Source organism: Saccharothrix isguenensis (assembly GCF_052936305.1).
This window is the reverse complement of the sequence record NZ_CP193626.1, coordinates 6474108-6497967: the sequence shown is the minus strand read 5'-3', so window position 1 is coordinate 6497967 and position 23860 is coordinate 6474108. Positions and strand designations below refer to the sequence as shown.

The following is a 23860-nucleotide window of genomic DNA, read 5'->3' as shown; positions in this document are numbered from 1 at the left end:
CGTGGCGGTTTGCGATGGGTCCGGGTACATGGAGTTCTCCGGCGATGACCACTTCTGCCGGTGTGTGGGGGCTCCTGAATCGCCTGGCTGGACCACGACGACGAGCGACTACTTCTACCCCGGCACCGGCATTCCGCTTGTCACGCTGGTCGATCTGATCGAGGAGTTCCGCGCCACCGCCGCCCGTCCCACCATGGTCCAGTGGCGTGACGCGTTGGGCGGGTAGTGCGGGATGATGGATCCGCGAATCACGTACGGGGGTAAGCGATGACGATCATGGCCACGTGGACCGACTTCGTGCCGGGCACCGAGCGGGAGCACGCGACGCATGAAGTCGAGCTCGCGACGCGGGCGGACGTCCGGGAGTTCGTGGACCTGCTCACCCGGCCGAACACCAGCGAGGCGGTCCTGATGCACACCGGCCGTCCGCTCCGGCAACACGAGTCCACCGGCGAGCTGGGCAGCGACCACCACGTGGTCGTGGGTTTCTTCAAGGGATTCGGTTACGTGGAGTACACCGACCGCGATCGGGTCAGTCAGCTCGTCGGCGACTCGTCCTCACCGGAGTGGCGCACGACCATGAGTGACCACTTCCCGGCCGGCACCGGCATCTCCCCGGCCGCGATGGTCGACCTGATCGACCAGTTCCGCGCCACTTCCACCCGTCCCACCATCGTCCAGTGGCGGGACGCTCCTGCCGGGTAGCCTGCGGATCATGGTCGCGATGGGCGACACGCGGCGGATTGTCGGCTTGCGCCGCCCGCGGGGGGAGACGATGGGCGCATGACTGCGGTGGACCGTACTCCGGTCGAGCGACCGCCCGGAGCGCGGCGGCGTCCCGGGCGCGCCAAGCGTGCCGTGGCGGTGCGGACGTCGTTGACGGCCTGGCTCGGCCGGCCGCTGGCGGACTTCCACCTGCTGCTCGCCGTCTTCGGCACGCTGATCGTGCTCGGCTTGATCATGGTCCTGTCCGCGTCCGCCCCGGACGCCGCCGCCGGCGGTGAGTCCGCCTACAGCGTCTTCAAGAAGCAGCTCCTGTACGTCTGCGTCGGCGGGGTGATGTTCCTGATCGTGCTGCGCATCCCCCTGCGCACGATCCGGCACGGCAGCACGATGGCGATGCTCGCCTGCGTGATCCTCCTCGTCCTCGTCCTGACTCCACTCGGCACGGCCGCGAGCGGCGCGCAGTCGTGGTTCATCATCGGACCGGTCTCGTTCCAGCCGATCGAGCCGGCGAAGCTGGCGCTGGCGCTGTGGGGCGCGCACGTCCTGGTCACCAAACGCGCTCTGCTGGACCAGTACCGGCACATGATGGTCCCGGTCCTGCCGGTGGCCATGCTGCTGTTCGCGCTGGTGATGCTGCAGCCCGACCTCGGCGGCACGATCACGCTCGCCGTCGTGCTGATCAGCCTGCTGTGGTTCGTCGGCGCGCCGATGCGGATCTTCGGCGTCATCGCGATCGGCGCGGTGACGGGCGCGCTGGTCCTGGCGCTCGGCGCGGACTACCGGATGGAGCGCGTGCAGACGTTCCTGAACCCGGCGGCCGATCCGCTGGGCGACGGGCTCCAGGCGTTGCAGGCGCTGTACGCGCTGGCGGAGGGCGGGTTCTTCGGCAAGGGCCTCACCAACGGCAGTTCGAAGTGGCGCTACCTCCCGAACGTGCACAGCGACTTCATCTTCGCCGTGATCGGCGAGGAACTGGGCTTCATCGGCTGCCTGGTGGTGCTCGGCCTGTTCGCGCTGCTCGCGGTCGTTGGCCTGCGGATCGCCGCGCGCAACACCGACCCGTGGATCCGGATGGTGTCCGCGACCCTGACCGTGTGGCTGGTCGCGCAGGCCGCGATCAACATCGGCTACGTGGTCCAGTTGCTCCCGGTCACCGGCATCACGTTGCCGATGATCTCCTCCGGCGGCACGTCCATCGTCACGACGATGGTGGTGTTCGGCATCCTCGCCAACTGCGCCCGCCACGAGCCGGAAGCGGTCTCGGCGCTGCGCAAGCTCGGCCCCGGCCGGGTCGGCGGCGCGCTCAAGCTGCCCGCGCCCGAGGCGTACAAGCCGCCGCCCAAGCGCCGTCCCTCCCGGCCCTCCACGCCGCCGCGCGGTCGCAAGGCCGCGCCGCCGCCCGTGGACGAGAGGCGGATGGCCGGTCGTCACGCTCCGCCGTCGGAGTACCGTCGTCGCGAATCCCGGAAGGCCGGCCAGGACCGGGACGTGCGGTCCAGGCGGCGTGACGGGCGTTAGCCGTTCGCAGAGCGGTTCACCGATACGAGGAGGAAGTGCGTGACCAGGGTTCCCCAGCAGGTCGGACCATGTGTGGTGGTCGCCGGGGGCGGCACCGCCGGGCACATCGAGCCCGCCCTGGCCCTGGCCGACGCGGTCATGCGGCTCCGGCCCGACGCCCGCGTGGTCGCGCTGGGCACCGAGCGCGGTCTGGAGAGCAGACTCGTGCCGGCCCGCGGCTACCCGCTGGAGCTGATCCCGCCGGTGCCGATGCCGCGCAAGCCGACGCCCGACTTGCTCAAGCTGCCGCTGCGCGTGCGTGCCGCGGTGCGTGACACGCGTGCCGTGCTGGAACGCGTCGGCGCGGACGTCGTGGTCGGCTTCGGCGGCTACGTCGCGCTGCCCGCCTACCTCGCCGCGCGCGGCCGGGTGCCGATCGTCGTGCACGAGGCCAACGCCAAGGCCGGTCTCGCCAACAAGGTGGGCGCGAAGTTCGCCGAACGGGTCGCCGCCGCCGTGCCCGACTCGGGCCTGACCGACGCGGAGGTCATCGGCATCCCGCTGCGCTACTCGATCACCTCGCTGGACCGCGCCGCGCTGCGCGCCCAGGCCCGCGCCCACTTCGGGCTGCACCCGACCGCGCCGACGCTGCTGGTGTTCGGCGGCTCGCAGGGCGCCCGCTCGATCAACAACGCGGTGTCCGGCGCGGCGTCGGCGTTCGCCCAGGCCGGGATCGCCGTCCTGCACGCGCACGGCCCCAAGAACACGGTGGCGGTCCAGTCGGTGCCCGGCGCGCCGCCGTACGTCCCGGTGCCCTACCTGGATCGGATGGACCTCGCCTACGCGGCGGCGGACGCGGTGCTGTGCCGGTCCGGCGCGATGACGGTGGCCGAGGTGTCCGCCGTGGGCCTGCCGGCGGTGTTCGTGCCGCTGCCGCACGGCAACGGCGAGCAGGCGCTCAACGCGAGCACGGTGGTGTCCGCCGGCGGCGGCATCCTGGTGCCGGACGATCAGTTGACGCCGGAGTGGATCTCCGCGAACGTGGTGCCGCTGGTCGCGGACCGCAACCGGTTGGCCGCGATGACCACGGCCACGCTGAGCACCGGTCACCGCGAAGCCGACGAGGTGCTGGCCCGCATCGTGCTCGAGGTGGTCAAGAAGTGAGCGACGTCCTGGACCGGGTGCACCTGGTCGGCATCGGCGGCGCCGGCATGAGCGGCATCGCACGCATCCTCCTGGCGCGCGGCGCGCACGTGTCCGGCTCGGACGCCAAGGACTCGCGCACCGTGCTCGCGTTGCGGGCGCAGGGCGCGGCGATCGCGGTCGGCCACGCCGGCGCGAACCTCGACCAGCTGCCCGGCGGCCCCACGGCGGTCGTCGTGTCCACCGCGATCCGCGAGGACAACGCCGAACTGGTGGAGGCCCGCGCACGCGGCGTCGTCGTGCTGCGGCGGGCCGAGGCGCTGGCCGCGTTGATGCTGGACCACCGGGTGGCGTGCGTCGCGGGCACGCACGGCAAGACGTCCACCACCTCCATGCTCACGGTCGCCCTGCAACATTGCAGGATGGACCCGTCGTTCGCGATCGGCGGCGACCTCAACGAGTCCGGTGCCAACGCCCACCAGGGCGCCGGCGGCGTCTTCGTGGCCGAGGCCGACGAGAGCGACGGCTCGTTCCTCTTCTTCTCGCCCTCGGTCGCGGTCGTGACCAACGTCGAGGCCGACCACCTGGACCACCACGGCACCGTCGAGGCGTACGTGGCGGTGTTCGACTCGTTCCTGGAGCGGATCCAGCCGGACGGGGTGCTGATCGCCTGCGCGGACGACCCGGGCGCGGCGGCGCTGGCCGAACGGGCCGCGAAGCTCGGCATCCGGGTCCGCCTGTACGGCCGGACGGCCTCCGGTCCCGGCTCGGCCCGGCTGCTCGACTACCGGCCCGACGACGGCGGTGGCGTGGTCAAGGTCGAGCTGGACGGCGACGAGGTGCTGGACGTGCGGGTGGCCGTGCCCGGCGAGCACATGGCGGGCAACGCGCTGGCCGCCCTGGTCGCCGCGCTGGAACTGGGCGCGGACCGGGAGGGCGTGCTGGCCGGTCTGGCCGCGTTCGGCGGTGTGCGCCGGCGGTTCGAGTACAAGGGCCAGGCCGCGGGCGTGCGGGTGTACGACGACTACGCCCACCACCCGACCGAGGTGCTCGCCCAGATCGCCGCCGCGCGGCCGGTCGCCGGCGACGGCAAGCTCGTCGTCGTGTTCCAGCCGCACCTGTACTCGCGGACCCGGCTGTTCGCCGAGGAGTTCGCCGCCGCCCTCGGGACGGCGGACGCCGTCGTGGTGCTCGACGTCTACGGCGCGCGCGAGCGCCCGGAGCCCGGCGTCACCGGCGCCCTGGTCTCGGGCCTGGTGCCGCTGGACGTCGGCAAGGTGTTCTACGAGCCGTCGTTCGACCGGGTGCCCACGCTGGTCAAGAGCCTCGTCGGCGAGGGCGACCTGGTCGTCACGATGGGCGCGGGCGACGTCACGATGCTCGGCCCGGAGATCGTCGGGGAGCTTGATCGGACATGAGTACGAAGGCGGCGCGTCGTCGCCCGGCCACCGCCTCCGGGCCGGACCCCCGCTCGGCGGCGCGTCGTCGCCCGCCGCGCGGGAGGTCCCGCCGCCCGGTGCGGCGGCCGTACCAGCGGGTGGTGATGCGCCGCCGGCTGATCGCGGTCCTGATCATGGTCGTGGTGACGGCGGTCGTCTGCACGGTCTGGTTCACGCCCGTGCTCGGCGTCCGCCAGGTCGAGGTGCGCGGGGTGGTCCACCTGACCGGTGACCAGGTCCGCGAGGCCGCCGCGGTCGAGCCAGGCACGCCCCTGGTGCGCGTCGACGTCCACGACGTCGACGCCCGGGTCCGCGAACTGCCCCGCGTCGCCGGGGTGCACGTCGAACGGCTGCTGCCCGGCACGCTGCGGCTCACCGTGGACGAGCGGGAACCGGTCGCCGTGATCGTCGCCGCGGACGGCACGCACCTCGTGGACGCGACCGCCAAGGACTACGCCACCGTGGGCGACCCGCCGTCCGGGCTGCCGGAGCTGAGGGTGGGACCGGACGCGCTCGCCGCCGCCGTCGGCGTGATCACGCAGCTGCCCGAGGCGTTGCGCCGGGAAGTGCTGATCGTGACCGCGGACACGCCGTCGGACGTCCGGCTGACGTTGAGCGCCGGTCGGGAGGCCCGTTGGGGCTCGTCCGCCGACACCCCGCGCAAGGCCGCCGTGCTGGAGGTCCTGCTGACCCGGCAGGGCACCGTGTTCGACCTCTCCAGCCCGGAGCTGCCGACCGTCTCGTGATCGGTGTGGTGAATCCCGCCACACCGGTCGACGATGAAAGTCGATCGCCCGACCCGTGCCCGGCGGTGATACTGCGCGGATGACCCAGACGCCGGTGGACAACCGGATCGAACTTCCTTTCACCGGCGACGAACGCACCCTGCTGTGCGGGTTCCTGGACTACCTGCGCGGCACGATCGAGCTGAAGTGCGCCGGTCTGAGCGACGAGGACGCGTGCCGCTCCGTGCTCCCGTCGCAGCTCAACACCGCTGCGGGCATCGTCAGGCACCTGCGTTGGGTGGAGCACCACTGGTTCGACGTCGCCCTCGGCGGACGGCCCGACACGGCCCCCTACACCCGGGAGGACCCGGACGCGGATTGGCGCGTCGAGCCGGGTGAGACGATCTCGCGATTGATCGACGACTACGCTGCGCAGTGCACGGCGAGTCGCGAACTCGTCGCGGGCCTCGACCTCGACCACGAGGTGGCGTTCCGCGGCGACAAGGTGCTTTCCGTGCGCTGGGTGTTGATCCACATGATCGAGGAAACGGGTCGGCACGCGGGGCACCTGGACGTGGTGCGGGAACTGCTCGACGGGGTGACCGGCGAGTAGAGACCGCTCACCCGGTCAGGACACAACACGGCGTGGCTGCTGGACCGAGGCATTCCCGATGCATAACGTCCAGCAGGAACATACGGGGTTGACATAACTCTGAACCTCTGGTTGAGAGTTTCAATCCGGGTGGAGATCCGTCCGGGCTGTGACACCGGTGGTCATCCACTCCAGCTCATGAGCACGGACACGATCAGGAAGGCGGACCGATGACGCCCCCGCACAACTACCTCGCGGTGATAAAGGTCGTCGGCATCGGCGGTGGCGGTGTCAACGCCGTCAACCGCATGATCGAGGTCGGGCTCAAGGGTGTCGAGTTCATCGCGGTGAACACCGACGCCCAGGCGCTGCTCATGTCGGATGCCGACGTGAAGCTCGACATCGGCCGCGAACTCACCCGCGGCCTGGGAGCCGGCGCCAATCCCGAAGTCGGCCACAAGGCCGCCGAAGACCACCGTGAGGAGATCGAAGAAGTCCTCAAGGGCGCGGACATGGTGTTCGTGACCGCCGGTGAAGGCGGCGGCACGGGCACCGGAGGCGCGCCCGTGGTGGCCTCCATCGCCCGCAAGCTCGGCGCGCTGACCATCGGTGTGGTCACGCGACCGTTCTCGTTCGAGGGCAAGCGCCGCGCCAAGCAGGCCGAAGAGGGAATACAGGCCCTGCGCAACGAGTGCGACACCCTCATCGTGATCCCCAACGACCGGCTGCTCCAGCTCGGCGACATCGGCGTCTCGCTGATGGACGCGTTCCGCTCCGCGGACGAGGTGCTGCTGTCCGGTGTCCAGGGCATCACCGACCTGATCACCACCCCCGGTCTGATCAACCTCGACTTCGCCGACGTCAAGTCGGTCATGTCCGGCGCGGGCAGTGCCCTGATGGGCATCGGCTCGGCGCGGGGCGAGGGGAGAGCGGTCCAAGCCGCCCAGAAGGCGATCAACTCGCCGCTGCTGGAAGCGTCGATGGAGGGTGCGCACGGCGTGCTGCTCTCGATCGCCGGTGGCAGCGACCTCGGGCTGTTCGAGATCAACGAGTCGGCTTCGCTGGTGCAGGAAGCCGCCCACCCCGACGCGAACATCATCTTCGGCACGGTCATCGACGACTCGCTCGGTGACGAGGTTCGTGTGACGGTGATCGCGGCGGGTTTTGACAGTGGCGGGCCGACACACAAGAAGTTGGAGCCCCAGGCTCTGTCCAGCCCGCCGCGAGGCACCCCGGTCGCAACCGCCACCGCGGGTCAGGTCAACCACACCCAGCCGGAGCACCACCAACAGCCGCACCAGCAGCCGCAGCCCGTGCAGCAGCACCAGCAGCACCAGCAGCAGCACCAGCAGCCGCAGCCCGTGTCGCAGCAGCTGGACCAGCAGCCCTCGGTCGTGCCGCCCCGTCCCGTCGTGCCGCAGCAGCAGCAACCGCAGCAGCAGCAACCGCAGCAGCAGCCGGGCCAGGGCAACGGCCAGTCCCCGTACGGGACGCAGCAGCCGACCATGCCCCGGTCGCTGACGCCGGGGATGCAGGGCAACACCGGCGGCACGTTGCCGAACCGGGCCGTGCCGGTGACCGACGACCCCGATGACGAGGTGGACGTGCCGCCGTTCATGCGGCGGTAAGCCCGACACACCACCGGCGCCGCGTCGTCCCCACCGGGGGCGGCGCGGCGCCGGTGCGTGAGTCCTGCGTTCCCGTCGCGTGAGTCACGGGTTCTGAACGCAGGACTCACGCGGGGGTGGGGCGTGGGGTCTGGGAAGCTGGGGGTGTGCGCATCCGTCGTGTCGTGACCACCCGTGAAGGCGGCGTATCCAAGCCGCCGTACGACTCCTTCAACCTCGGCGACCACGTCGGTGACGACCCGGCGGCCGTCGCGGCCAACCGGAAGCGGCTGGCCGAGGGCATCGGCCTCCAACCGGAACGCCTGGTGTGGATGGAGCAGGTGCACGGGCGGACCGTCGCCGTCGTCGACGGTCCGGTCGACGAGCCGCTGGAGGCCACCGACGCCGTCGTCACCGCGCAGGAGCGGCTGGCGCTGGTGGTGCTGACCGCGGACTGCGTGCCGGTGCTGCTCGGCGACCCGGAGGCGGGCGTGATCGGCGCCGTGCACGCCGGACGCGTCGGCGCGCGGGTCGGCGTCGTCCCCGCGACCCTGGGTCGCATGGTGGAACTGGGGGCGCGCGAGGAGCGGATCGAGGTGCTGCTCGGCCCGGCCGTCTGCGGCCAGTGCTACGAGGTCCCCGCCGCGATGCGCGACGACGTCGAGAAGCACCTGCCGGGCAGCGCGTCGAAGACCCGGTCCGGCACACCGGCGCTGGACCTGCGGGCCGGTCTCTGGCAGCAGCTCGCCGACGCCGGCGTGGGCAGGCTCGGCATCGACCCGCGGTGCACGTTCGAGGAGAAGCAGTTGTTCAGCCACCGCCGCACGCCCGGCACGGGGCGGCTCGCGGGCGTCATCTGGATGGAGTCATGAACCGGCGCGAAGAGCTGGCCCTGTCGCTGGCCGAGGTCCGGGAACGGATCGCCAAGGCCTGTGCGGCGGTCGGCCGGTCACCCGATGAGGTGGACTTGTTAGCCGTCACCAAGACGTTCCCGGCCGAGGACGTCGCGATCCTGAGCGACCTCGGGCTGACCGACTTCGCCGAGAACCGCGACCAGGAGGCCAACCGCAAGACCGCCGAGTTCGCCGAGCTGCGGCCGGGCGCCCCCGCGAAGTGGCACATGGTCGGCTCGCTCCAGCGGAACAAGGCCAAGTCCGTCCTCCGCTGGGCGCACCGGATCGACACGGTCGACTCGACCCGGCTCGCCGATGCCATCGCCAAGGCCGCCACCGAACCGGTCGAGGTGTTGATCCAGGTCAGCATCGACGGCGACGAGGCCCGCGGCGGTCACCCGATCGGTGACCTTCCGCGACTGGCCGATCACGTAGCACGGTCGAGTGAACTTCTTCTGCGAGGTGTGATGACCGTCGCACCCCTTGACATGTCTCCAGAGCGGGCGTTTGCCGCTCTATACGAAGCGGTAACCCGCTTGCGGGACGATCATCCCGATGCCACCGTGCTCTCGGCGGGGATGAGCGGTGACCTGGAGGACGCCATCGCGCACGGATCCACGTGCGTGCGTGTCGGAACAGCGCTGCTGGGCGGCCGGAGGCTAGCCTCGCCGTAACTGTCCGGAACCTCTGGGACGGCCGCGACGTCCTTGCGGGTAGGGATCTCGGCGGAGGAAGGGCTCAAGCCATGAGCGGGTTTCACAAGCTGAAGGCCTACTTCGGGATGGTTCCCGCCGAGTACGCCGACGACCCGGCCGCCTACGAGGAGGACCGGCGCTACGCCGAGTACCGGACCGAGTACCCGGATGCGGAGGAGTACGAGCCCTACCCGGAGCAGCGGACCGCCCGCCGACGCTCCTTCAACGGCTACCGGGCCGAGCTGGACGACGCGGACGAGTTCGAGCCGGAGCGCGGTGCCCGTCCACGGCGGTCGTGGAGCCCCGAGACGCAGGGCGCGCTGGCCGTCGAGCCGCAGCGCGAGCCGGTGAGCAGGCTCCGGCCCGCCGCCGACCCGCCGAGCAACCCGCTGGCCCGCATCACCACGCTGCACCCGCGCAGCTACAACGAGGCGCGGACCATCGGCGAGCACTACCGCGACGGCACGCCGGTGATCATGAACCTCACCGACATGGACGACGCGGACGCCAAGCGGCTGGTCGACTTCGCGGCCGGGCTCGCGTTCGCGCTGCGGGGTTCGATCGACAAGGTGACGAACAAGGTGTTCCTTCTCTCACCGCCGAACATCGACGTGACGGCGGAGGACCGGAGGCGGCTCGCGGAGGGCGGGTTCCTCAACCAGGCCTGAGAGATGGCACAGTTGACGCTGTGGATGCCCTCTGGCTCGTGGTCTACTACGTGTTGTTCTCGTTCTGGCTGCTGCTCACGGCGCGTGTCGTCGTGGAACTCGTTCGTAGTTTCGCCAGGGGATGGCGGCCTGCGGGCGGTGTCGCGGTAGCGCTTGAGACCGTCTACACCGTGACCGATCCCCCGGTCCGGCTGCTCCGTCGGATCATCCCGACCGTGCGGATCGGGGGCGTCGGACTGGACTTGTCCATTATTGTGCTGTTGCTGGTCGTTATCATTCTGATGCGAGTAGCCGATCCCAGGTGAGGGGACCAGGGATGTCCACAGCCCAGGAGTGCGTGAGGTGATCTGATGCCGTTGACCCCCGCGGACGTGCACAACGTCGCGTTCAGCAAGCCGCCGATTGGCAAGCGGGGCTACAACGAGGACGAGGTGGACGCGTTCCTCGACCTGGTTGAAGGTGAGCTCGCTCGCCTGATCGAGGAGAACAACGACCTGCGCCAGCAGGTCGAGCAGCTCGACCAGCAGGTCGAGACCGCGCGTGCCGACCTCGAAGACGCCCGGGCGAAGGTTGCCGCGGGCGTCGGCCCGAGCCGTGTCGTCGACGAGCCGCGCAGGCTCGCCCCGGTGCCGCCCCCTTCGGCACTGGAGCAGACCGCTCCCGGTGGCGGTGGCGGTGGTGGCGACCACCACGTGCAGGCTGCCAAGGTGCTGGGCCTCGCCCAGGAGATGGCAGACCGCCTCACCGGTGAGGCCAAGGCCGAGGCCGACGGGATGCTGTCGGAGGCGCGGACCAAGTCCGAGCAGCTGTTGTCCGAGGCGCGAGCCAAGGCCGACACGATGGTCAACGAGGCGCGCACGCGTGCCGAGACCATGCTCAACGACGCGCGAACCCGCGCCGAGACGTTGGAGCGGCAGGCCCGTGAGAAGGCCGGCGCGCTCGACCGTGACGCGCAGCGCAAGCACGCCGAGGTGATGGGCAACATCACCCAGGAGAAGAACACGCTCGAGAAGCAGATCGACAAGCTTCAGACGTTCGAGCGCGAGTACCGCACCCGGCTCAAGACGATGCTCGAGTCGTCGCTGCGCGACCTGCAGGACCGGGGTCCCGCCGCGCCGTCCGACGGGCGTCAGCAGGGTGGCTACTCCTTCGGGGCGCGCGCCGAGGCCGGCTGATCGGTGCAGCTGATCTAGTCTGCTGCACGTGCTCTACATAGTTCTGCTGTTGGTGCTGGCAGCCCTGGGGTTGCTCGTACCCGCGCTGACCAGCGCCCAGACCTATTGGGCGTGGTTGTCCGTGGGTGCGAGCGGGGCCGCTGCGATGGTCCTCGTGCTCGACTGGTGGCTTCGTCACCGGTCGGGCGCCCCGGCTGCCGGCACCGGCGCTGTTGATCATCACCAGGTTAGCGTTGGTGATCACCAGGGCGGGACGCGGGTGGAGGAGGCCGAAAGTTCGCCTGAGCAGGCAGAAGTCGAGCCTGGCGAGGAGGACACGGACGCCGCCGACTCCCTGGTCGTGAGCGAGCTCACCGACGAGGTGCGGGTGCTGGACGAGCGTCCTCGCTACCACCTCGCCGCGTGCTCTTGGCTCGCCGCACGCCCGTCCCTGGGGCTGCCGATCAACGAGGCCCGCCGGCTGGGCTTCACACCGTGCGCGGTGTGCCGCCCGGACTCCAGCCTCGCGGCCACCAAGCGCGCCACCCCCTGATCCCCGCGAGTCCTCCGCTCAGACACCGCGAGTCCTCCGTCGGGACACGGCGAGTCGCGCGGTCAGGTCGCGCGGCGGGCGAAAGCGGTTTGCGCGGTTCGGCTACCCTGGGTGGTAGCAAGGCGCTGATCCGGCCATCACCGGGGAGCCTCCGGAAGAACGGGCGCGTGCCCAGTGGGACGCGCCTCAGTAGAACCGGACGGGTGCGGCCCGTCACAGCCGTCGAAGAGAGGCCAGTGCCTTCGCGCCCTGGCAAGCGGGGTGGTACCGCGGTGCGCCGTGACCGGCGTGTCGTCCCCGTGAGCCGGTTGGACGCACGCGAGGAGCAGCACGATGGCCTACCCGAAGGCAGGCGAGGGTTCCGTTCCCTCCCAGCCGTCCTTCCCCGCCCTCGAAGAGGGCGTCCTCGACTTCTGGAAGTCCGACCGGACGTTCCAGGCCTCGATCGACGCCCGCCCGGCCGGGGACAACGGGGCGAACGAGTTCGTCTTCTACGACGGCCCGCCGTTCGCCAACGGCCTGCCGCACTACGGCCACCTGCTCACCGGCTACGTCAAGGACGTCGTCCCGCGCTACCAGACCATGCGCGGCAAGCACGTCGAGCGCCGCTTCGGCTGGGACACCCACGGCCTGCCCGCCGAGGTGGAGGCGGAGAAGCAGCTCGGGTTCTCGTCGAAGAGCGAGATCGAGGCGTTCGGCATCGAGAAGTTCAACGAGGCCTGCCGCGCGTCGGTGCTCCAGTACACCGGCCAGTGGCGCGACTACGTGACCCGGCAGGCCCGCTGGGTGGACTTCGACAACGACTACAAGACCCTCGACCTGGACTACATGGAAAGCGTCATGTGGGCCTTCAAGACCCTGTGGGACAAGGGTCTGGTTTACGAGGGCTTCCGGGTGCTCTGGTACTGCTGGCGCTGCGAGACGCCGCTGTCCAACACCGAGACCAAGATGGACGACACGTACCGGGACCGGCAGGACCCGGCGGTGACCGTCGGCCTGCGCCTGGAGACCGGTGAGCTGGCCCTGGTCTGGACGACGACCCCGTGGACGCTGCCGTCGAACCTGGCCGCCGCCGTGCACCCCGACGTGGACTACGCGACGGTCGAGGCGAACGGCGAGCGCTACCTGCTCGCCGAGGCCCGCGTCCCCGCGTACGCCCGCGAGCTGGGCGAGGAGCCGACCGTCGTGGCCCGCTGCAAGGGCGCCGACCTGGTGGGCCGGAAGTACGCGCCGCCGTTCGACTTCTTCGCCGGCCGGGAGAACGCGCACCAGGTGCTGGCCGCCGACTACGTCACCACCGAGGACGGCACGGGCCTGGTGCACATCGCCCCCGCCTTCGGTGAGGAGGACAAGGTCGTCACCGACGCGGCGGGCATCGAGGTCGTCGTGCCGGTGGACGCGCACGGCCGGTTCACCGCCGAGGTGCCGCCGTACGAGGGGCTTCAGGTCTTCGAGGCGAACAAGCCGATCATCCGCGACCTGAAGGAAGCGGGTCTGCTGCTGCGCCACGAGACCTACGACCACCCGTACCCGCACTGCTGGCGGTGCGACAACGCGCTCATCCAGCGCGCCGTGTCGTCGTGGTTCGTCGCGGTCTCGCAGTTCAAGGACCGGATGGTCGAGCTGAACCAGCAGATCAACTGGGTGCCCGAGCACATCAAGGACGGCCAGTTCGGCAAATGGCTGGAGAACGCCCGCGACTGGAACATCTCCCGCAACCGGTTCTGGGGCTCGCCGATCCCGGTGTGGGTGTCGGACGACCCGGCGTACCCGCGGGTGGACGTGTACGGGTCGTTGGACGAGCTGGAGCGCGACTTCGGCGTGCGCCCGGCCGACCTGCACCGGCCGACGATCGACGAGCTGACCCGGCCGAACCCGGACGACCCGTCCGGGCAGTCCGTGATGCGGCGCGTGCCGGAGGTGCTGGACTGCTGGTTCGAGTCCGGCTCCATGTCGTTCGCGCAGGTGCACTACCCCTTCCAGAACGCCCAGTGGTTCGAGGACCACTACCCGGGCGACTTCATCGTGGAGTACAACGGCCAGACGCGCGGCTGGTTCTACACCATGCACGTGCTGGCCACGGCGCTGTTCGACCGGCCCGCGTTCCGCAACTGCGTAGCGCACGGGATCGTGCTGGGCGACGACGGGCAGAAGATGTCCAAGTCGCGCAAGAACTACCCGGACGTCAACGAGGTCTTCGACCGCGACGGCTCGGACGCCATGCGCTGGTTCCTGATGGCGTCGCCGATCCTGCGTGGCGGCGACCTGGTGGTGACGGAGCGCGGGATCCGTGACGCGGTGCGGCAGGCCGTGCTGCCGTTGTGGAACTCCTGGTACTTCCTCGCCTTGTACGCCAACGCGGACGGCGTCGAGGGGAAGTGGCGGACGGACTCGCAGCACGTCCTGGACCGGTACGTGCTGGCGAAGACGCACGACCTGGTGGCCGGGGTCACCGCGCAGCTGGACGAGTACGACATCTCGGGCTCGTGCGCGTCGATCCGGGAGTTCCTGGAGGTGCTGACCAACTGGTACGTGCGCCGTTCGCGCGACCGGTTCTGGTCGGGCGACCAGGACGCGATCGACACGCTGCACACCGTGCTGGAGGTCGTGTGCCGGGTGGCCGCGCCGTTGCTGCCGCTGACCACCGAGTCGGTGTGGCGGGGGCTGACCGGTGGCCGGTCGGTGCACCTGGCGGACTACCCGGCGGCGGCCGACCTGCCGGCGGACGACGCGCTGGTGACGGCGATGGACCAGGTGCGGCAGGTGGCGTCCACGGCGCTGTCGCTGCGGAAGTCGAACAAGCTGCGGGTGCGGCTGCCGCTGGCGAAGCTGGTGATCGCTTCCGGCGACGTGGCGCTGCTGGAGGCGTTCACCGAGGTGCTGCGGGACGAGGTGAACGTCAAGGAGGTCGAGCTGACCTCGGACGTGGACGCGCACGGCCACTTCGAGCTGGCGGTGAACGCGCGCGTCGCCGGGCCGCGGCTCGGGCCGAACGTGCAGAAGGTCATCAAGGCCGTGAAGGCCGGTGACTGGCGGGAAGTGGACGGCCGGGTCGTGGCGGCCGGGATCGAGCTGTTCCCGGAGGAGTACGAGCAGCGGCTGGTCGCCACGGACAAGGGTGCGACGGCGGCGTTGCCGAACGGCGGCGGGCTGGTCGTGCTGGACACCGCGGTGACGGAGGAGCTGGCGGCCGAGGGCATCGCCCGTGACCTGGTGCGGGTGGTGCAGCAGGCGCGCAAGGACGCCGGGCTGGACGTGTCCGACCGGATCGCGTTGACGTTGCAGCTGCCGCCGGCGGTCGAGGCGGCGGCGCGGCAGTTCGAGGCGTTCGTGAAGGAGGAGACCCTGGCCGGGTCGGTCGAGTACGGCGAGGTCGTCACCGGTTCGGACGGCGTGGTCGGCGAAGGCCGGAAGGTCCGGGTCTCGGTCGTCCGCGTCTGACGCGGGTGGCGTGCGGCAGAGGGGTCGGGAGCAGTCGTCCCGGCCCCTCTGCCGCGCCTCAGCGGATGTCGTGCCGTTCCAGGCGTTCCCTCAGCTGGGTCAGGCAGCGGCCCCGGGTCGGGCCGATGGAGCCCCTCGGCATGGAGAGGGCCTCGGACACCGCCCGGTACTCGGCGCGGCCGGCCAGGACGGTCAGGCGGAGGAGTTCCTGGCAGCGGCGGGGGAGCGTGGTGAACGCCTGCCAGAGGCGGCGGTCGCGGTCGTCGCGGAGGGCTTCCGGTTCCGGCAGCCAGCGGTCGTCGGGCATGTCGACGGCCGAGTCGGTCGACAGCGCCGGGCGGCCGTTGCGCTCGCGCCACGCCCGTTGCGCTTCACGGCGGGTCGCCACGATGAGCCAGCCGGCCACCGCACGGGGTTCGGCCAGCCGGTCGAGGTGGCGCAGGAGGCTCAGCCACACGGTCTGCACGACGTCCTCCGCCGTGACGTGGTCGAGGCCGTTGCCCCTGGCCACGTGCCACACCAGCGGGTTAAGCTCGGCCACCAGCGAGTCCAGCGCGGGACGGGAACCGCCACGGGCGGCCACGACCAGCGCCGCCTGGCGGTCGTACCCGGAGGCCTGCGCCATGATCGCGGCCACGCCCAGGTCGTCGGTCCCCGGGTCCTCCGGGATGGCTTCGACGAGCTCGGTTCGCAGCTGGTCCAGCCGTGGGTCCACCTCGTCCGTCACGACGTCTCCTTCCCGCGCTGGGAGCCCCGCGCCCGCCGCCCCTTGTTGCCGACCCGCTCGCTGATCTCGGCCCGCGCCTGCGACACGTACCGGCGCACCGACTCGCGCCGGCAGCCCAGCACGTCGGCGATCTCGTCGTCGCCGAAAGCCCAGAACCGCAGCACCAGCGCGGTCCGCAGGTGGTCGGGCAGGTTCGCGACGGCCGCCAGCGTGCTGATCAGCTCGTGCCACGTCTCGGCGTCCCGCTGCCTCGGCACCAGGATCCGGTACGTGCCGCGCTGCCGCGCGACGACCTCGTCGGTCAGGTCGCCCGGCCGCTCCCGCCGGCGGGCCTGGTCCACCAGCTGGTTGCGGATCGTCTTCACCAGCCAAGCACGTCTCGACGGCGGGGCGATCACCGGCCAGTGCCGCCACGCTCCGACGAACGCCTCCTGCACCGCGGACTCGTGGTCCAGGTGGGGCGACATCACCGCCGCGAAGCGGAACAACCGCGTGCGCTCCCGGTGGTAGAAGTCGCTGAAGGTGGCCGCGTGGTCGTCGGGATCCTCCGGCGTCACGAACCCTCCCCCCTCTGGTCCCGGTACGGGGTAGACGGACGAGACCGGGGGTTGTGGAGGAGATCCGGTCAAGCGGGTTGCCTGACGCTCCTCTTGGCCGCCGCGCGCAGCAACCGGACCCACGGTGACCACCGGGCCGGGTGAACGGGCGGGTGGCCGAGCGCGCGGGCGGCGTTGTCGAACAGGTCCTCGAAGAGCGCGTCGTGCAGCCACCTCACCGCCAGCGGCCACCCCACCCGCATCAGGCCGCGCGTCCGAGCGGTGATCGTGTGCCGCAAGCCACCCGGCACCGCTTCCAGCACGTGCGTCCCGACCAGCCCGAAGCCGGGCGCGAACGTGAACTCGACCCGCTGACCGGGGACGTAGTCGGTGCAGTGGTAGCGGACGAACGCGTGCCCGCCCTTCGCGCCGACGCCCAGCGGCCGGTCGAGGACCAGCGGGGGCCAGGCCGGGGGCCACAGCTCCACCGCCCTGTCGATCACACCCGCGCTGTGAGGGATCTGCCGGACGTGCACGTTCTTGATCATCGCAGCCTCCATACGCCACCGTATGGTCCGGCACCGTACGGTAGCGTATGGAGCCGTGGCAAGGCGGACGCAGGACGACTGGACCGGGGTGGCCCTGCGGGCGCTCGCCGAGGGCGGGGTGGCGGCGGTCGCGGTGGAACCCCTGGCGGCGCGGCTCGGCGCGACCAAGGGCAGCGCGTACTGGCACTTCCCCAACCGGGAAGCCCTGCTCAAGGCCACCCTCGAACGCTGGGAGCGCAAGCGCACCGAGGCCGTCATCGAGGTCGTCGAGTCCGTGCCGGACCCGCTGGCGAAGCTGCGGCTGCTGTTCGGCACGGTGCTGGAGGGCATCGAGGACAGCGCGGTCGAGCTGGCCCTGCTCGCGGCCAAGGAGGACCCGGTCGTGGCGCCCGTGCTGCGCCGCGTCACCGACCGGCGCATCGGCTACCTGGAGGAGCTGTTCGGCGAGCTGGGCTTCCCCGCCGACCAGTCGCACCAGCGGGCCGTCCTGGCGTACTCGGTCTACCTCGGGCAGGCCCAGCTGCTGTCGTCCGCGCCGGACCTGGTCAAGGAGCGGCGCGCGCTGCTGGACGAGACGCTGGCCGTCATGACCCGCCGTGCCTGACGTGGCCAAGTTCACCATCCGGGTGAAGCCGGGCGCGAAGCGCGAGGCCGTCGGCGGCCGGTGGGGTGACGGCGCGCTCGTCGTGGCGGTCGCCGCGCCCGCCGTGGAGGGCAAGGCCAACGAGGCCGTGCGCAGAGCGCTGGCCAAGGCGTTCGGCGTGCGGAAGCAGGACGTCGAGGTGATCGCGGGCGAGCGGGGCCGGGACAAGGTCGTCCGGATCGACCCGGCGCCGGTCGACGCCGCGGACGTGCTGGCCCGCCTCCTCGACGGCCGGCCGCACGGGTGATCTTCGCCAAGTGCCGCCGCGTGCTGTTCCGGATTCGTCCATTTCGGTGTCACCAGGGAGAATGACCCGGCGGGTGATGACGGCGGGGACCGACGCGTGGAGGCCGAGTGGGCGGTGTGACGGGCTTCCTCGGCATCGCCGCCACGGTTCTGCTGCTCTCGGTCATCGCGGTCAGGGTGTCGATCCGGCTCGGTCTGCCGTCCCTCCTGCTGTACCTCGGCATCGGCTTGCTGCTCGGCGAGGCCGTGGTCGGCATCCAGTTCGAGGACGCCGACCTGACCCGGTCGCTGGGCACGGCCGCGCTCGTGCTGATCCTCACCGAGGGTGGTCTCACCAGCAGGTGGAGCGAGGTGCGGCCCGCGCTCGGCCTGGGCATCGCGCTGTCCACGGTGTCCGTCGCCGTGAGCATCGCGGTCACCGGGTTCGCGCTGCACTTCCTGCTCGACATGGACTGGCGCACCGCGTTGCTGTGGGGCGCGGTGCTGTCGTCCACCGACGCCGCGGCGGTGTTCAGCGTGCTGCGCGGGGTCGGTGTGGGCAAGCGGCTCATCGGTCCGCTGGAGCTGGAGTCCGGTATCAACGACGCGCCGGTGTACATCGCCGTCGTGCTGCTGGCCGCGCCCGAGCCGATCACGTGGACCGCACCGCTGCTGATGGCCTACGAGCTGATCGCCGGTGCGGTGATCGGCATCGTGCTCGGCTGGCTGGGCGGCGTCGGACTGCGCCGCGCCGCACTGCCCGCCACGGGGCTGTACCCGCTGGCCACGATCGCGGTGTGCCTGCTCGCCTACACCGTGGGCGACGTCGCGCACGCGTCCGGTTTCCTCGCCGTCTACATCGCCGCGCTGGTGCTCGGCAACGCCCGGCTGCCGCACCGGGCGGACACCCTGTCGTTCGCCGAGGGGCTGGGCTGGGTCGCGCAGATCGGCCTGTTCGTGCTGCTCGGCCTGTACGCGTCGCCCGGCAGGCTGCTCCAGGCGCTGGTGCCGGCGCTGGTCGCGGGAGCCGTGCTGGTGCTGCTGGCCCGGCCGCTGTCGGTGCTGTGCGCGGCACTGCCGTTCCGGGTGCCTTGGCGGGAACAGGTCTTCATCTCGTGGTCCGGGCTGCGCGGCGCGGTGCCGATCGTGTTCGCCCTGATCCCGCTGATCCAGGGCGTGCCGGGCGCGCAACAGCTGGTCGACGCGGTGTTCGTGCTGGTCGTGGTGCTGACCCTGGTGCAGGGGACGACCCTGCCGTGGCTCGCCAAGTGGCTGAAGCTGGTCAAGTCCGGTGAGGCGCAGGAGGTCCAGGTCGACTCGTCGGCGTTGGACGAGCTGGGCGCGGAGCTCCTCCAGATCCGCATCCAGCGCGGCTCCAAGCTGCACGGCGTCTACCTGTCGGAACTGCGGCTGCCGCCGGGCTCGTCGGTGAGCCTCGTGGTGCGGGAGGACAACGGCTTCACGCCGGAGCCGACGACCCGGTTGCAGGAGCACGACCAGCTGCTGGTCGTGTGCACGGAGGCCATGCGCACGGCGACCGAGCAGCGCATCCGGGCCGTGGACCGGGCCGGCCGGTTCGCCCGCTGGAAGGGCGACGTCGGCCTGCCGTGACCGGGTCTCCCAGGATGTGAACGCCCTCGACGTGAGCGCGCGCACCGGGTTACCTTCGACGTGAAGGTCATGAGTGCCAGCGACAAGCCCGGGCTTGCTGGCCGGCAACCCTCCTCCGCGGTGGGGTGCCCCCGGTGAGGACCTGGCCTGGCGCGCAGGGCGCCCGGCAAGCGCGGGCTCCCCCTCCGGCGGGGTCCCGGACCCCCGGAGGGCGTCATGACCGTCGCAGTGTCCCGAATCCCCGTCGCCGCACTGCCGCGCGTCGTCGGTTCCAGCCTGCGCGTGCCGTTGGTGACCGGTGAGCGCGTCGAGTACGCGAACCTGGACCACGCGGCCAGCGCGCCGTGCCTGGAGCAGGTCCGTGACGCCGTGGACGAGCTGCTGCCCTGGTACGCCAGCGTGCACCGGGGCGCCGGCTTCGCGTCCCAGGTCAGCACCAAGGTCTACGAGCAGGCCCGCACGTCCGTCCGCCGCTTCCTCGGCGCCCGTGGCACCGATGCCGTCGTCTTCACCCGCAACACCACCGACGCGCTGAACCTGCTGGCCAGGAGCGTGCCGAAGCGCACCGCCGTGATCCTGTTCGACACCGAGCACCACGCCGCGCTGTTGCCGTGGCGCGGCCCGAACGTCCACCGCCTGAGGACCCCCGCCTCGCCCGCCACGGCGGTGCTGGAGCTGGACCGGGCGCTGCGCGAGGCGCCGGTCGGCCCCCGCCTGGTCGTGGTGACCGGCGCGTCGAACGTCACCGGCGAGCTGTGGCCGGTCGCGGAACTGGCCCGGGTCGCCCGCCGGCACGGCGCCCGGATCGCCCTGGACGCCGCCCAGCTCGCACCGCACCGGCCGATCGACGTGCGCGCGCTCGACGTCGACTACACGGTGCTGTCCGGGCACAAGGTCTACGCGCCGTTCGGCGCCGGTGCCCTGGTCGGCCGGTCCGACTGGTTGCAGGCCGCCGAGCCGTACCTGGTGGGCGGCGGTGCGACGACCCGCGTCACGGACCACGGCGACCGGCTGGGCGTGGCCTGGTCCGCGGTGCCCGAGCGGCACGAGGCCGGCACGCCGAACGTGGTGGGCGTGCACGCCCTGGCCGTGGCCTGCGACGTGCTCGGTCGGCACTGGGAGCAGACCGCCGAGCACGAGCGCACGCTCCTGGCCCGGCTCCGCGCCGGGCTGTCGACCGTTCCCGGCGTGCGCGAGCTGGCCCTCTTCGGCGTCGAGCACGACCGGGTGGGCGTGGTGAGCTTCACGGTCGGCGGTCAGGACGTCGGCTACCTCGCCGCCGCGCTGTCCGCCGAGCACGGCATAGGCGTGCGTGACGGCGCGTTCTGCGCGCACGTCGCCGTGCACCGGCTCGCGCACGGCGAGCGCGCGCTGCGGGCGTCCATCGGCCTGGGCACGACCGAGGAGCACGTGGACCGCTTCGTGGCCGCCCTGCGCACGCTCGTCACCGAGGGCTCGCGGTGGGAGTACGAGGTCCGCGACGGCCGCTGGGCGCCGCTGAACGACGAGCGCGCGCTCCCGCCGTTCCTGCTCTGACCTGCATGCTGGACAATGGTCCGGTGAGCACCGATCCCAACACCGAGCCGGACACGCCGGACCAGCCGGACGCACCGCTGCCCAAGCGACGGGTCCTCCTGCTGGCCGTCATCGCACCGCTCGTGTTGGCCGTCGACCTGGTCACCAAGATCCTCGCGGTGGAGCACCTGGAGGGGCGCGAGCCGATCGAGCTGTTCGGCGGGCTCGTCTACCTGCCGCTGATCCGCAACACGGGTGCCGCGTTCGGCCTGGCCGAGGGCTGGACGGTGGCCCTCGCGCTGATCGCGTTCGGCGTGGTCGGGTTCATCCTGTGGATCGCGCGCCGGCTGCGGTCGATCGGCTGGGCCATCGGCCTCGGCCTGGTCCTCGGCGGCGCGATGGGCAACCTGGTGGACCGCATCTTCCGCAGTCCCGGCCCGCTGCGCGGCGGCGTGGTCGACTTCATCTCGGTGCTCGACCCGTGGGGGAACTTCTTCCCGGTGTTCAACGTGGCGGACTCCGCCATCTGCGTGGGCGGCGGCGTGATCGTGCTGATGGCGCTGCTCCAACGTGACTACGACGGTACGCGCGTGGAGAAGCCCGCGGCCAAGAAGGCGGGCGCATGAGCGGCTATCGGACCCTTCCCGTTCCGGACGGCCTGGACGGGATGAGGGTCGACGCCGGCCTCGCCAAGCTCCTCGGCCTGTCCCGCACGGTGGTCGTCGGGTTGACCGAGTCGGGCGACGTGCTGCTGGACGGGCAGCCCGCGGGCAAGTCGGACCGGCTGATCGCGGGCTCGGTGCTGGAGGTCACCCTCCCCGAGCCCGAGCGGCCGGTCCAGGTGCAGGTCATGCCGGTGGAAGGCCTGGAGATCCTGCACCAGGACGACGACGTGATCGTGGTGGACAAGCCGGTCGGCGTGGCCGTCCACCCCAGCCCCGGCTGGACCGGTCCGACCGTGGTCGGCGGCCTGGCCGCGGCCGGCATCCGGATCGCCACGTCGGGCGCGGCCGAGCGCCAGGGCGTCGTGCACCGGCTGGACGTCGGCACGACCGGCGTCATGGTGGTGGCGAAGAGCGAGCACGCCTACTCGGCGTTGAAGCACGCGTTCAAGGAACGCACCGTCGACAAGCTCTACCACGCGCTCGTGCAGGGGCACCCGGACCCGATCAAGGGCACCATCGACGCCCCGATCGACCGGCACCCGAAGCACGACTACAAGTTCGCCGTGATGGCCAACGGCAAGCCCAGCATCACGCACTACGAGGTGGTGGAGGCCTTCCGGGCCGCGTCACTGCTCGACGTGCACCTGGAAACCGGCCGCACGCACCAGATCCGGGTGCACTTCTCCGCGCTGCGGCACCCGTGCGTGGGCGACCTGACCTACGGCGCCGACCCGTCGCTGGCCAAGCGGCTCGGCGTGACCCGGCAGTGGCTGCACGCCCGGACGCTCGGCTTCCACCACCCGGCCGACGGTCAGTGGGTCTCGTACACCAGCGAGTACCCGGACGACCTCTCCGCCGCGCTGGAACTGCTGCGGGCAGAGGGCTACTGACCGGTCCGGTGCGCCGCGCGGACGAAAGTCCCGCGGCCGGCGGGTGACGTCGGACATATCGCTTTCCTCAGGTCGTTCGTCTTGCGAAGCTTTTGACAAACGACGCCTTGGGGGAAGTGCGCATGGACAACAGGACCCGACTGGTGGTGCTGCTGGGGTCGCTGTGCCTGCTCGGTCCGCTGTCGGTCGACATGTACCTGCCGGGGTTCCCGGCCATCGCGGCGGAGTTCGGCGCGGCCGAGACGCAGATCCAGCTGTCGCTGACGACGTTCATCCTCGGTCTGTCGGCCGGTCAGCTCCTGGTGGGACCGCTGTCCGACTCGTGGGGCAGGCGCCGGCCGCTGCTGGTCGGGATCAGCGGCTACGTCGTGATCTCGTTCGTGTGCGCCCTCGCGCCCAGCGCCCTCGCGTTCGCCGGTCTGCGGCTGCTCCAAGGGCTGGGCGTGGCGGCCGGTTTCGTGATCGCGATGGCGGTGGCGCGGGACCGGTTCGAGGGTCTGGCGATGGCGCGGTTCATGTCGCTGATGATGTTGGTCAACAGCCTGGGCCCGGTGTTGGCGCCGGTGATCGGCGGTCAGCTGCTGCGGTTCACGTCGTGGCGCGGCACGTTCGTGGTGCTCGGTGTGCTGGGGTTGATCCTGCTGATCGCCCTGGCGACGGGCCTGCGGGAGACGTTGCCGCCGAGCCGGCGCCGCCCGGCGAACCTGCTGCTGACGGTGAAGGTGTTCGGCGGGCTGCTGGCCGACCGGAAGTTCCTGGGGTACGCGCTGGCGTCGGCCCTGGCCCTCGGCTCGCTGTTCGCGTACGTCGCCGGCGGGTCGTTCATCCTGCAGAACGTGTACGGGCTCACCCCGCAGCAGTTCAGCCTGGTCTTCGCGCTGAACTCGGTGGCGGTCCTGGTGGCCGGCCTGCTGAACACGGCCCTGACCGGGCGCATCATGCCGCGTCCACTGCTCAAGATCGGCATGACGGGGTGCGTGGTCGGCGGGATCGGCCTGTTCGCCGGCGGTGTGGCGGGTGGCGGGCTGGCGACGTTCCTGCCGCCGTTGTTCCTGCTGACGATGGGTGTCGGCCTGCTCATGCCGAACGCGTCCACGCTGGCGATGTCCCGGCACCCGGAGTCGGCCGGCAGCGCGTCGGCCGTCCTCGGCGTGACGACGTTCCTGGTCGGTGGCCTGATGGCACCGCTGGTCGGTGCGGGCGGTTCGGCGAGCGTCATGCCGATGGTCACCGTGATGGCGTCCGCGACCGTGCTGGCCGTGATCCTGTTCGCCACCCTGACCAGGGGCGACGTGGGCATCACCCGGGACACCACCCCCACCCCGGTTCCCGCCTGACCCCCGCGAGTCCTGCGTTCTGGAGGACTC

General features: G+C 71.3%; 25 protein-coding genes and 1 riboswitch. Of the genes, 22 read left to right on the top strand and 3 right to left on the bottom strand.

Going from position 1 to position 23860, the window contains the following annotated elements:
• Position 1 precedes the first annotated feature (1 nt).
• The 15 genes from ACRAKI_RS28985 to ileS all read left to right on the top strand — a co-directional run bounded on the left by ACRAKI_RS28985 (position 2) and on the right by ileS (position 15133).
• Positions 2–226, top strand: a complete 225-nt coding sequence (locus tag ACRAKI_RS28985; protein WP_447003661.1) for an Imm1 family immunity protein — start codon at positions 2–4, stop codon at positions 224–226.
• Between the two features lie 41 nt (positions 227–267).
• Positions 268–705, top strand: a complete 438-nt coding sequence (locus ACRAKI_RS28980) for an Imm1 family immunity protein (RefSeq protein WP_447003660.1) — start codon at positions 268–270, stop codon at positions 703–705.
• A 78-nt stretch (positions 706–783) separates the two neighbouring features.
• Positions 784–2244, top strand: a complete 1461-nt coding sequence (gene ftsW / locus ACRAKI_RS28975; protein ID WP_447003659.1) for a putative lipid II flippase FtsW — start codon at positions 784–786, stop codon at positions 2242–2244.
• A gap of 39 nt (positions 2245–2283) precedes the next feature.
• The gene (gene murG, locus ACRAKI_RS28970) at positions 2284–3387 is read left to right on the top strand and encodes an undecaprenyldiphospho-muramoylpentapeptide beta-N-acetylglucosaminyltransferase (protein ID WP_447003658.1); all 1104 of its coding nucleotides are present in this window, start codon (positions 2284–2286) and stop codon (positions 3385–3387) included.
• Positions 3384–4784, top strand: coding sequence for a UDP-N-acetylmuramate--L-alanine ligase (gene murC / locus ACRAKI_RS28965; protein ID WP_447003657.1), 1401 nt, complete (start codon positions 3384–3386; stop codon positions 4782–4784). Before murG ends, murC begins: the two co-directional genes overlap by 4 nt.
• Positions 4781–5551 (top strand): cell division protein FtsQ/DivIB, encoded by a 771-nt coding sequence (locus ACRAKI_RS28960; protein ID WP_447003656.1) that lies wholly within the window; start codon positions 4781–4783, stop codon positions 5549–5551. Before murC ends, ACRAKI_RS28960 begins: the two co-directional genes overlap by 4 nt.
• Positions 5552–5630: 79 nt before the next feature.
• On the top strand, positions 5631–6143 hold the full coding sequence (locus tag ACRAKI_RS28955; RefSeq protein WP_447003655.1) for a DinB family protein: 513 nt from the start codon (positions 5631–5633) through the stop codon (positions 6141–6143).
• Between the two features lie 209 nt (positions 6144–6352).
• Positions 6353–7750 (top strand): cell division protein FtsZ, encoded by a 1398-nt coding sequence (gene ftsZ / locus ACRAKI_RS28950; RefSeq protein WP_447003654.1) that lies wholly within the window; start codon positions 6353–6355, stop codon positions 7748–7750.
• 146 nt (positions 7751–7896) lie between these two features.
• On the top strand, positions 7897–8601 hold the full coding sequence (gene pgeF, locus ACRAKI_RS28945; protein WP_447003653.1) for a peptidoglycan editing factor PgeF: 705 nt from the start codon (positions 7897–7899) through the stop codon (positions 8599–8601).
• On the top strand, positions 8598–9296 hold the full coding sequence (locus tag ACRAKI_RS28940) for a YggS family pyridoxal phosphate-dependent enzyme (protein ID WP_447003652.1): 699 nt from the start codon (positions 8598–8600) through the stop codon (positions 9294–9296). Before pgeF ends, ACRAKI_RS28940 begins: the two co-directional genes overlap by 4 nt.
• 71 nt (positions 9297–9367) lie before the next feature.
• A complete protein-coding gene (locus ACRAKI_RS28935; protein ID WP_447003651.1) occupies positions 9368–9985 on the top strand; it encodes a cell division protein SepF in 618 nt (205 codons plus the stop codon).
• Between the two features lie 20 nt (positions 9986–10005).
• Complete coding sequence (locus ACRAKI_RS28930; RefSeq protein ID WP_380725279.1) at positions 10006–10290, top strand: YggT family protein; 285 nt, start codon at positions 10006–10008, stop codon at positions 10288–10290.
• A gap of 45 nt (positions 10291–10335) precedes the next feature.
• Positions 10336–11160: a DivIVA-like cell division protein Wag31 gene (gene wag31 / locus ACRAKI_RS28925; protein ID WP_184923463.1), complete on the top strand. Its 825-nt coding sequence runs from the start codon at positions 10336–10338 to the stop codon at positions 11158–11160.
• Positions 11161–11212: 52 nt separating this feature from the next.
• A complete protein-coding gene (locus ACRAKI_RS28920) occupies positions 11213–11692 on the top strand; it encodes a hypothetical protein (RefSeq protein ID WP_447008547.1) in 480 nt (159 codons plus the stop codon).
• A 333-nt stretch (positions 11693–12025) separates the two neighbouring features.
• The gene (ileS, locus tag ACRAKI_RS28915; RefSeq protein ID WP_447003650.1) at positions 12026–15133 is read left to right on the top strand and encodes an isoleucine--tRNA ligase; all 3108 of its coding nucleotides are present in this window, start codon (positions 12026–12028) and stop codon (positions 15131–15133) included.
• 58 nt (positions 15134–15191) lie between these two features.
• On the opposite strand, the gene ACRAKI_RS28910 is transcribed toward ileS, so the two are convergent.
• From ACRAKI_RS28910 to ACRAKI_RS28900, 3 genes are all read right to left on the bottom strand, one after another.
• The gene (locus tag ACRAKI_RS28910; RefSeq protein ID WP_447008546.1) at positions 15192–15758 is read right to left on the bottom strand and encodes an RNA polymerase sigma factor; all 567 of its coding nucleotides are present in this window, start codon (positions 15756–15758) and stop codon (positions 15192–15194) included.
• A gap of 98 nt (positions 15759–15856) precedes the next feature.
• Positions 15857–16417, bottom strand: a complete 561-nt coding sequence (locus ACRAKI_RS28905) for an RNA polymerase sigma factor (RefSeq protein WP_447003649.1) — start codon at positions 16415–16417, stop codon at positions 15857–15859.
• A gap of 68 nt (positions 16418–16485) precedes the next feature.
• Positions 16486–16944, bottom strand: coding sequence for an SRPBCC family protein (locus tag ACRAKI_RS28900; protein WP_447003648.1), 459 nt, complete (start codon positions 16942–16944; stop codon positions 16486–16488).
• 55 nt (positions 16945–16999) lie between these two features.
• Here ACRAKI_RS28900 and ACRAKI_RS28895 point away from each other — a divergent pair, with 55 nt between their 5' ends.
• The 7 genes from ACRAKI_RS28895 to ACRAKI_RS28865 all read left to right on the top strand — a co-directional run bounded on the left by ACRAKI_RS28895 (position 17000) and on the right by ACRAKI_RS28865 (position 23830).
• On the top strand, positions 17000–17548 hold the full coding sequence (locus ACRAKI_RS28895; RefSeq protein ID WP_447003647.1) for a TetR/AcrR family transcriptional regulator: 549 nt from the start codon (positions 17000–17002) through the stop codon (positions 17546–17548).
• Position 17549: 1 nt separating this feature from the next.
• Positions 17550–17834: a DUF167 domain-containing protein gene (locus tag ACRAKI_RS28890; RefSeq protein ID WP_447003646.1), complete on the top strand. Its 285-nt coding sequence runs from the start codon at positions 17550–17552 to the stop codon at positions 17832–17834.
• A gap of 116 nt (positions 17835–17950) precedes the next feature.
• Positions 17951–19423 carry a potassium/proton antiporter gene (locus ACRAKI_RS28885; protein ID WP_447008545.1) on the top strand — a complete coding sequence of 491 codons (1473 nt, stop codon included), beginning with the start codon at positions 17951–17953 and terminating at the stop codon, positions 19421–19423.
• 65 nt (positions 19424–19488) lie between these two features.
• Positions 19489–19602, top strand: a riboswitch (SAM riboswitch).
• A gap of 37 nt (positions 19603–19639) precedes the next feature.
• Positions 19640–20959, top strand: coding sequence for an aminotransferase class V-fold PLP-dependent enzyme (locus ACRAKI_RS28880; protein WP_447003645.1), 1320 nt, complete (start codon positions 19640–19642; stop codon positions 20957–20959).
• Between the two features lie 23 nt (positions 20960–20982).
• Positions 20983–21564 carry a signal peptidase II gene (gene lspA, locus ACRAKI_RS28875; protein ID WP_447003644.1) on the top strand — a complete coding sequence of 194 codons (582 nt, stop codon included), beginning with the start codon at positions 20983–20985 and terminating at the stop codon, positions 21562–21564.
• Entirely contained in the window at positions 21561–22493 is a 933-nt protein-coding gene (locus ACRAKI_RS28870) for an RluA family pseudouridine synthase (protein ID WP_447003643.1), read from the top strand. Before lspA ends, ACRAKI_RS28870 begins: the two co-directional genes overlap by 4 nt.
• A 122-nt stretch (positions 22494–22615) precedes the next feature.
• A complete protein-coding gene (locus tag ACRAKI_RS28865) occupies positions 22616–23830 on the top strand; it encodes a multidrug effflux MFS transporter (protein WP_447003642.1) in 1215 nt (404 codons plus the stop codon).
• Positions 23831–23860: the final 30 nt, after the last annotated feature.

Coding starts and splice junctions, on each gene's coding strand:
- wag31 (WP_184923463.1), top strand. CDS start 10,336: ATGCCGTTGACCCCCGCGGACGTGCACAACGTCGCGTTCAGCAAGCCG.
- ACRAKI_RS28980 (WP_447003660.1), top strand. CDS start 268: ATGACGATCATGGCCACGTGGACCGACTTCGTGCCGGGCACCGAGCGG.
- ileS (WP_447003650.1), top strand. CDS start 12,026: ATGGCCTACCCGAAGGCAGGCGAGGGTTCCGTTCCCTCCCAGCCGTCC.
- ftsZ (WP_447003654.1), top strand. CDS start 6,353: ATGACGCCCCCGCACAACTACCTCGCGGTGATAAAGGTCGTCGGCATC.
- ACRAKI_RS28880 (WP_447003645.1), top strand. CDS start 19,640: ATGACCGTCGCAGTGTCCCGAATCCCCGTCGCCGCACTGCCGCGCGTC.
- ACRAKI_RS28955 (WP_447003655.1), top strand. CDS start 5,631: ATGACCCAGACGCCGGTGGACAACCGGATCGAACTTCCTTTCACCGGC.
- ACRAKI_RS28910 (WP_447008546.1), bottom strand. CDS start 15,758: ATGGCGCAGGCCTCCGGGTACGACCGCCAGGCGGCGCTGGTCGTGGCC.
- ACRAKI_RS28960 (WP_447003656.1), top strand. CDS start 4,781: ATGAGTACGAAGGCGGCGCGTCGTCGCCCGGCCACCGCCTCCGGGCCG.
- ACRAKI_RS28865 (WP_447003642.1), top strand. CDS start 22,616: ATGGACAACAGGACCCGACTGGTGGTGCTGCTGGGGTCGCTGTGCCTG.
- ACRAKI_RS28900 (WP_447003648.1), bottom strand. CDS start 16,944: ATGATCAAGAACGTGCACGTCCGGCAGATCCCTCACAGCGCGGGTGTG.
- ACRAKI_RS28935 (WP_447003651.1), top strand. CDS start 9,368: ATGAGCGGGTTTCACAAGCTGAAGGCCTACTTCGGGATGGTTCCCGCC.
- ftsW (WP_447003659.1), top strand. CDS start 784: ATGACTGCGGTGGACCGTACTCCGGTCGAGCGACCGCCCGGAGCGCGG.
- ACRAKI_RS28870 (WP_447003643.1), top strand. CDS start 21,561: ATGAGCGGCTATCGGACCCTTCCCGTTCCGGACGGCCTGGACGGGATG.
- ACRAKI_RS28940 (WP_447003652.1), top strand. CDS start 8,598: ATGAACCGGCGCGAAGAGCTGGCCCTGTCGCTGGCCGAGGTCCGGGAA.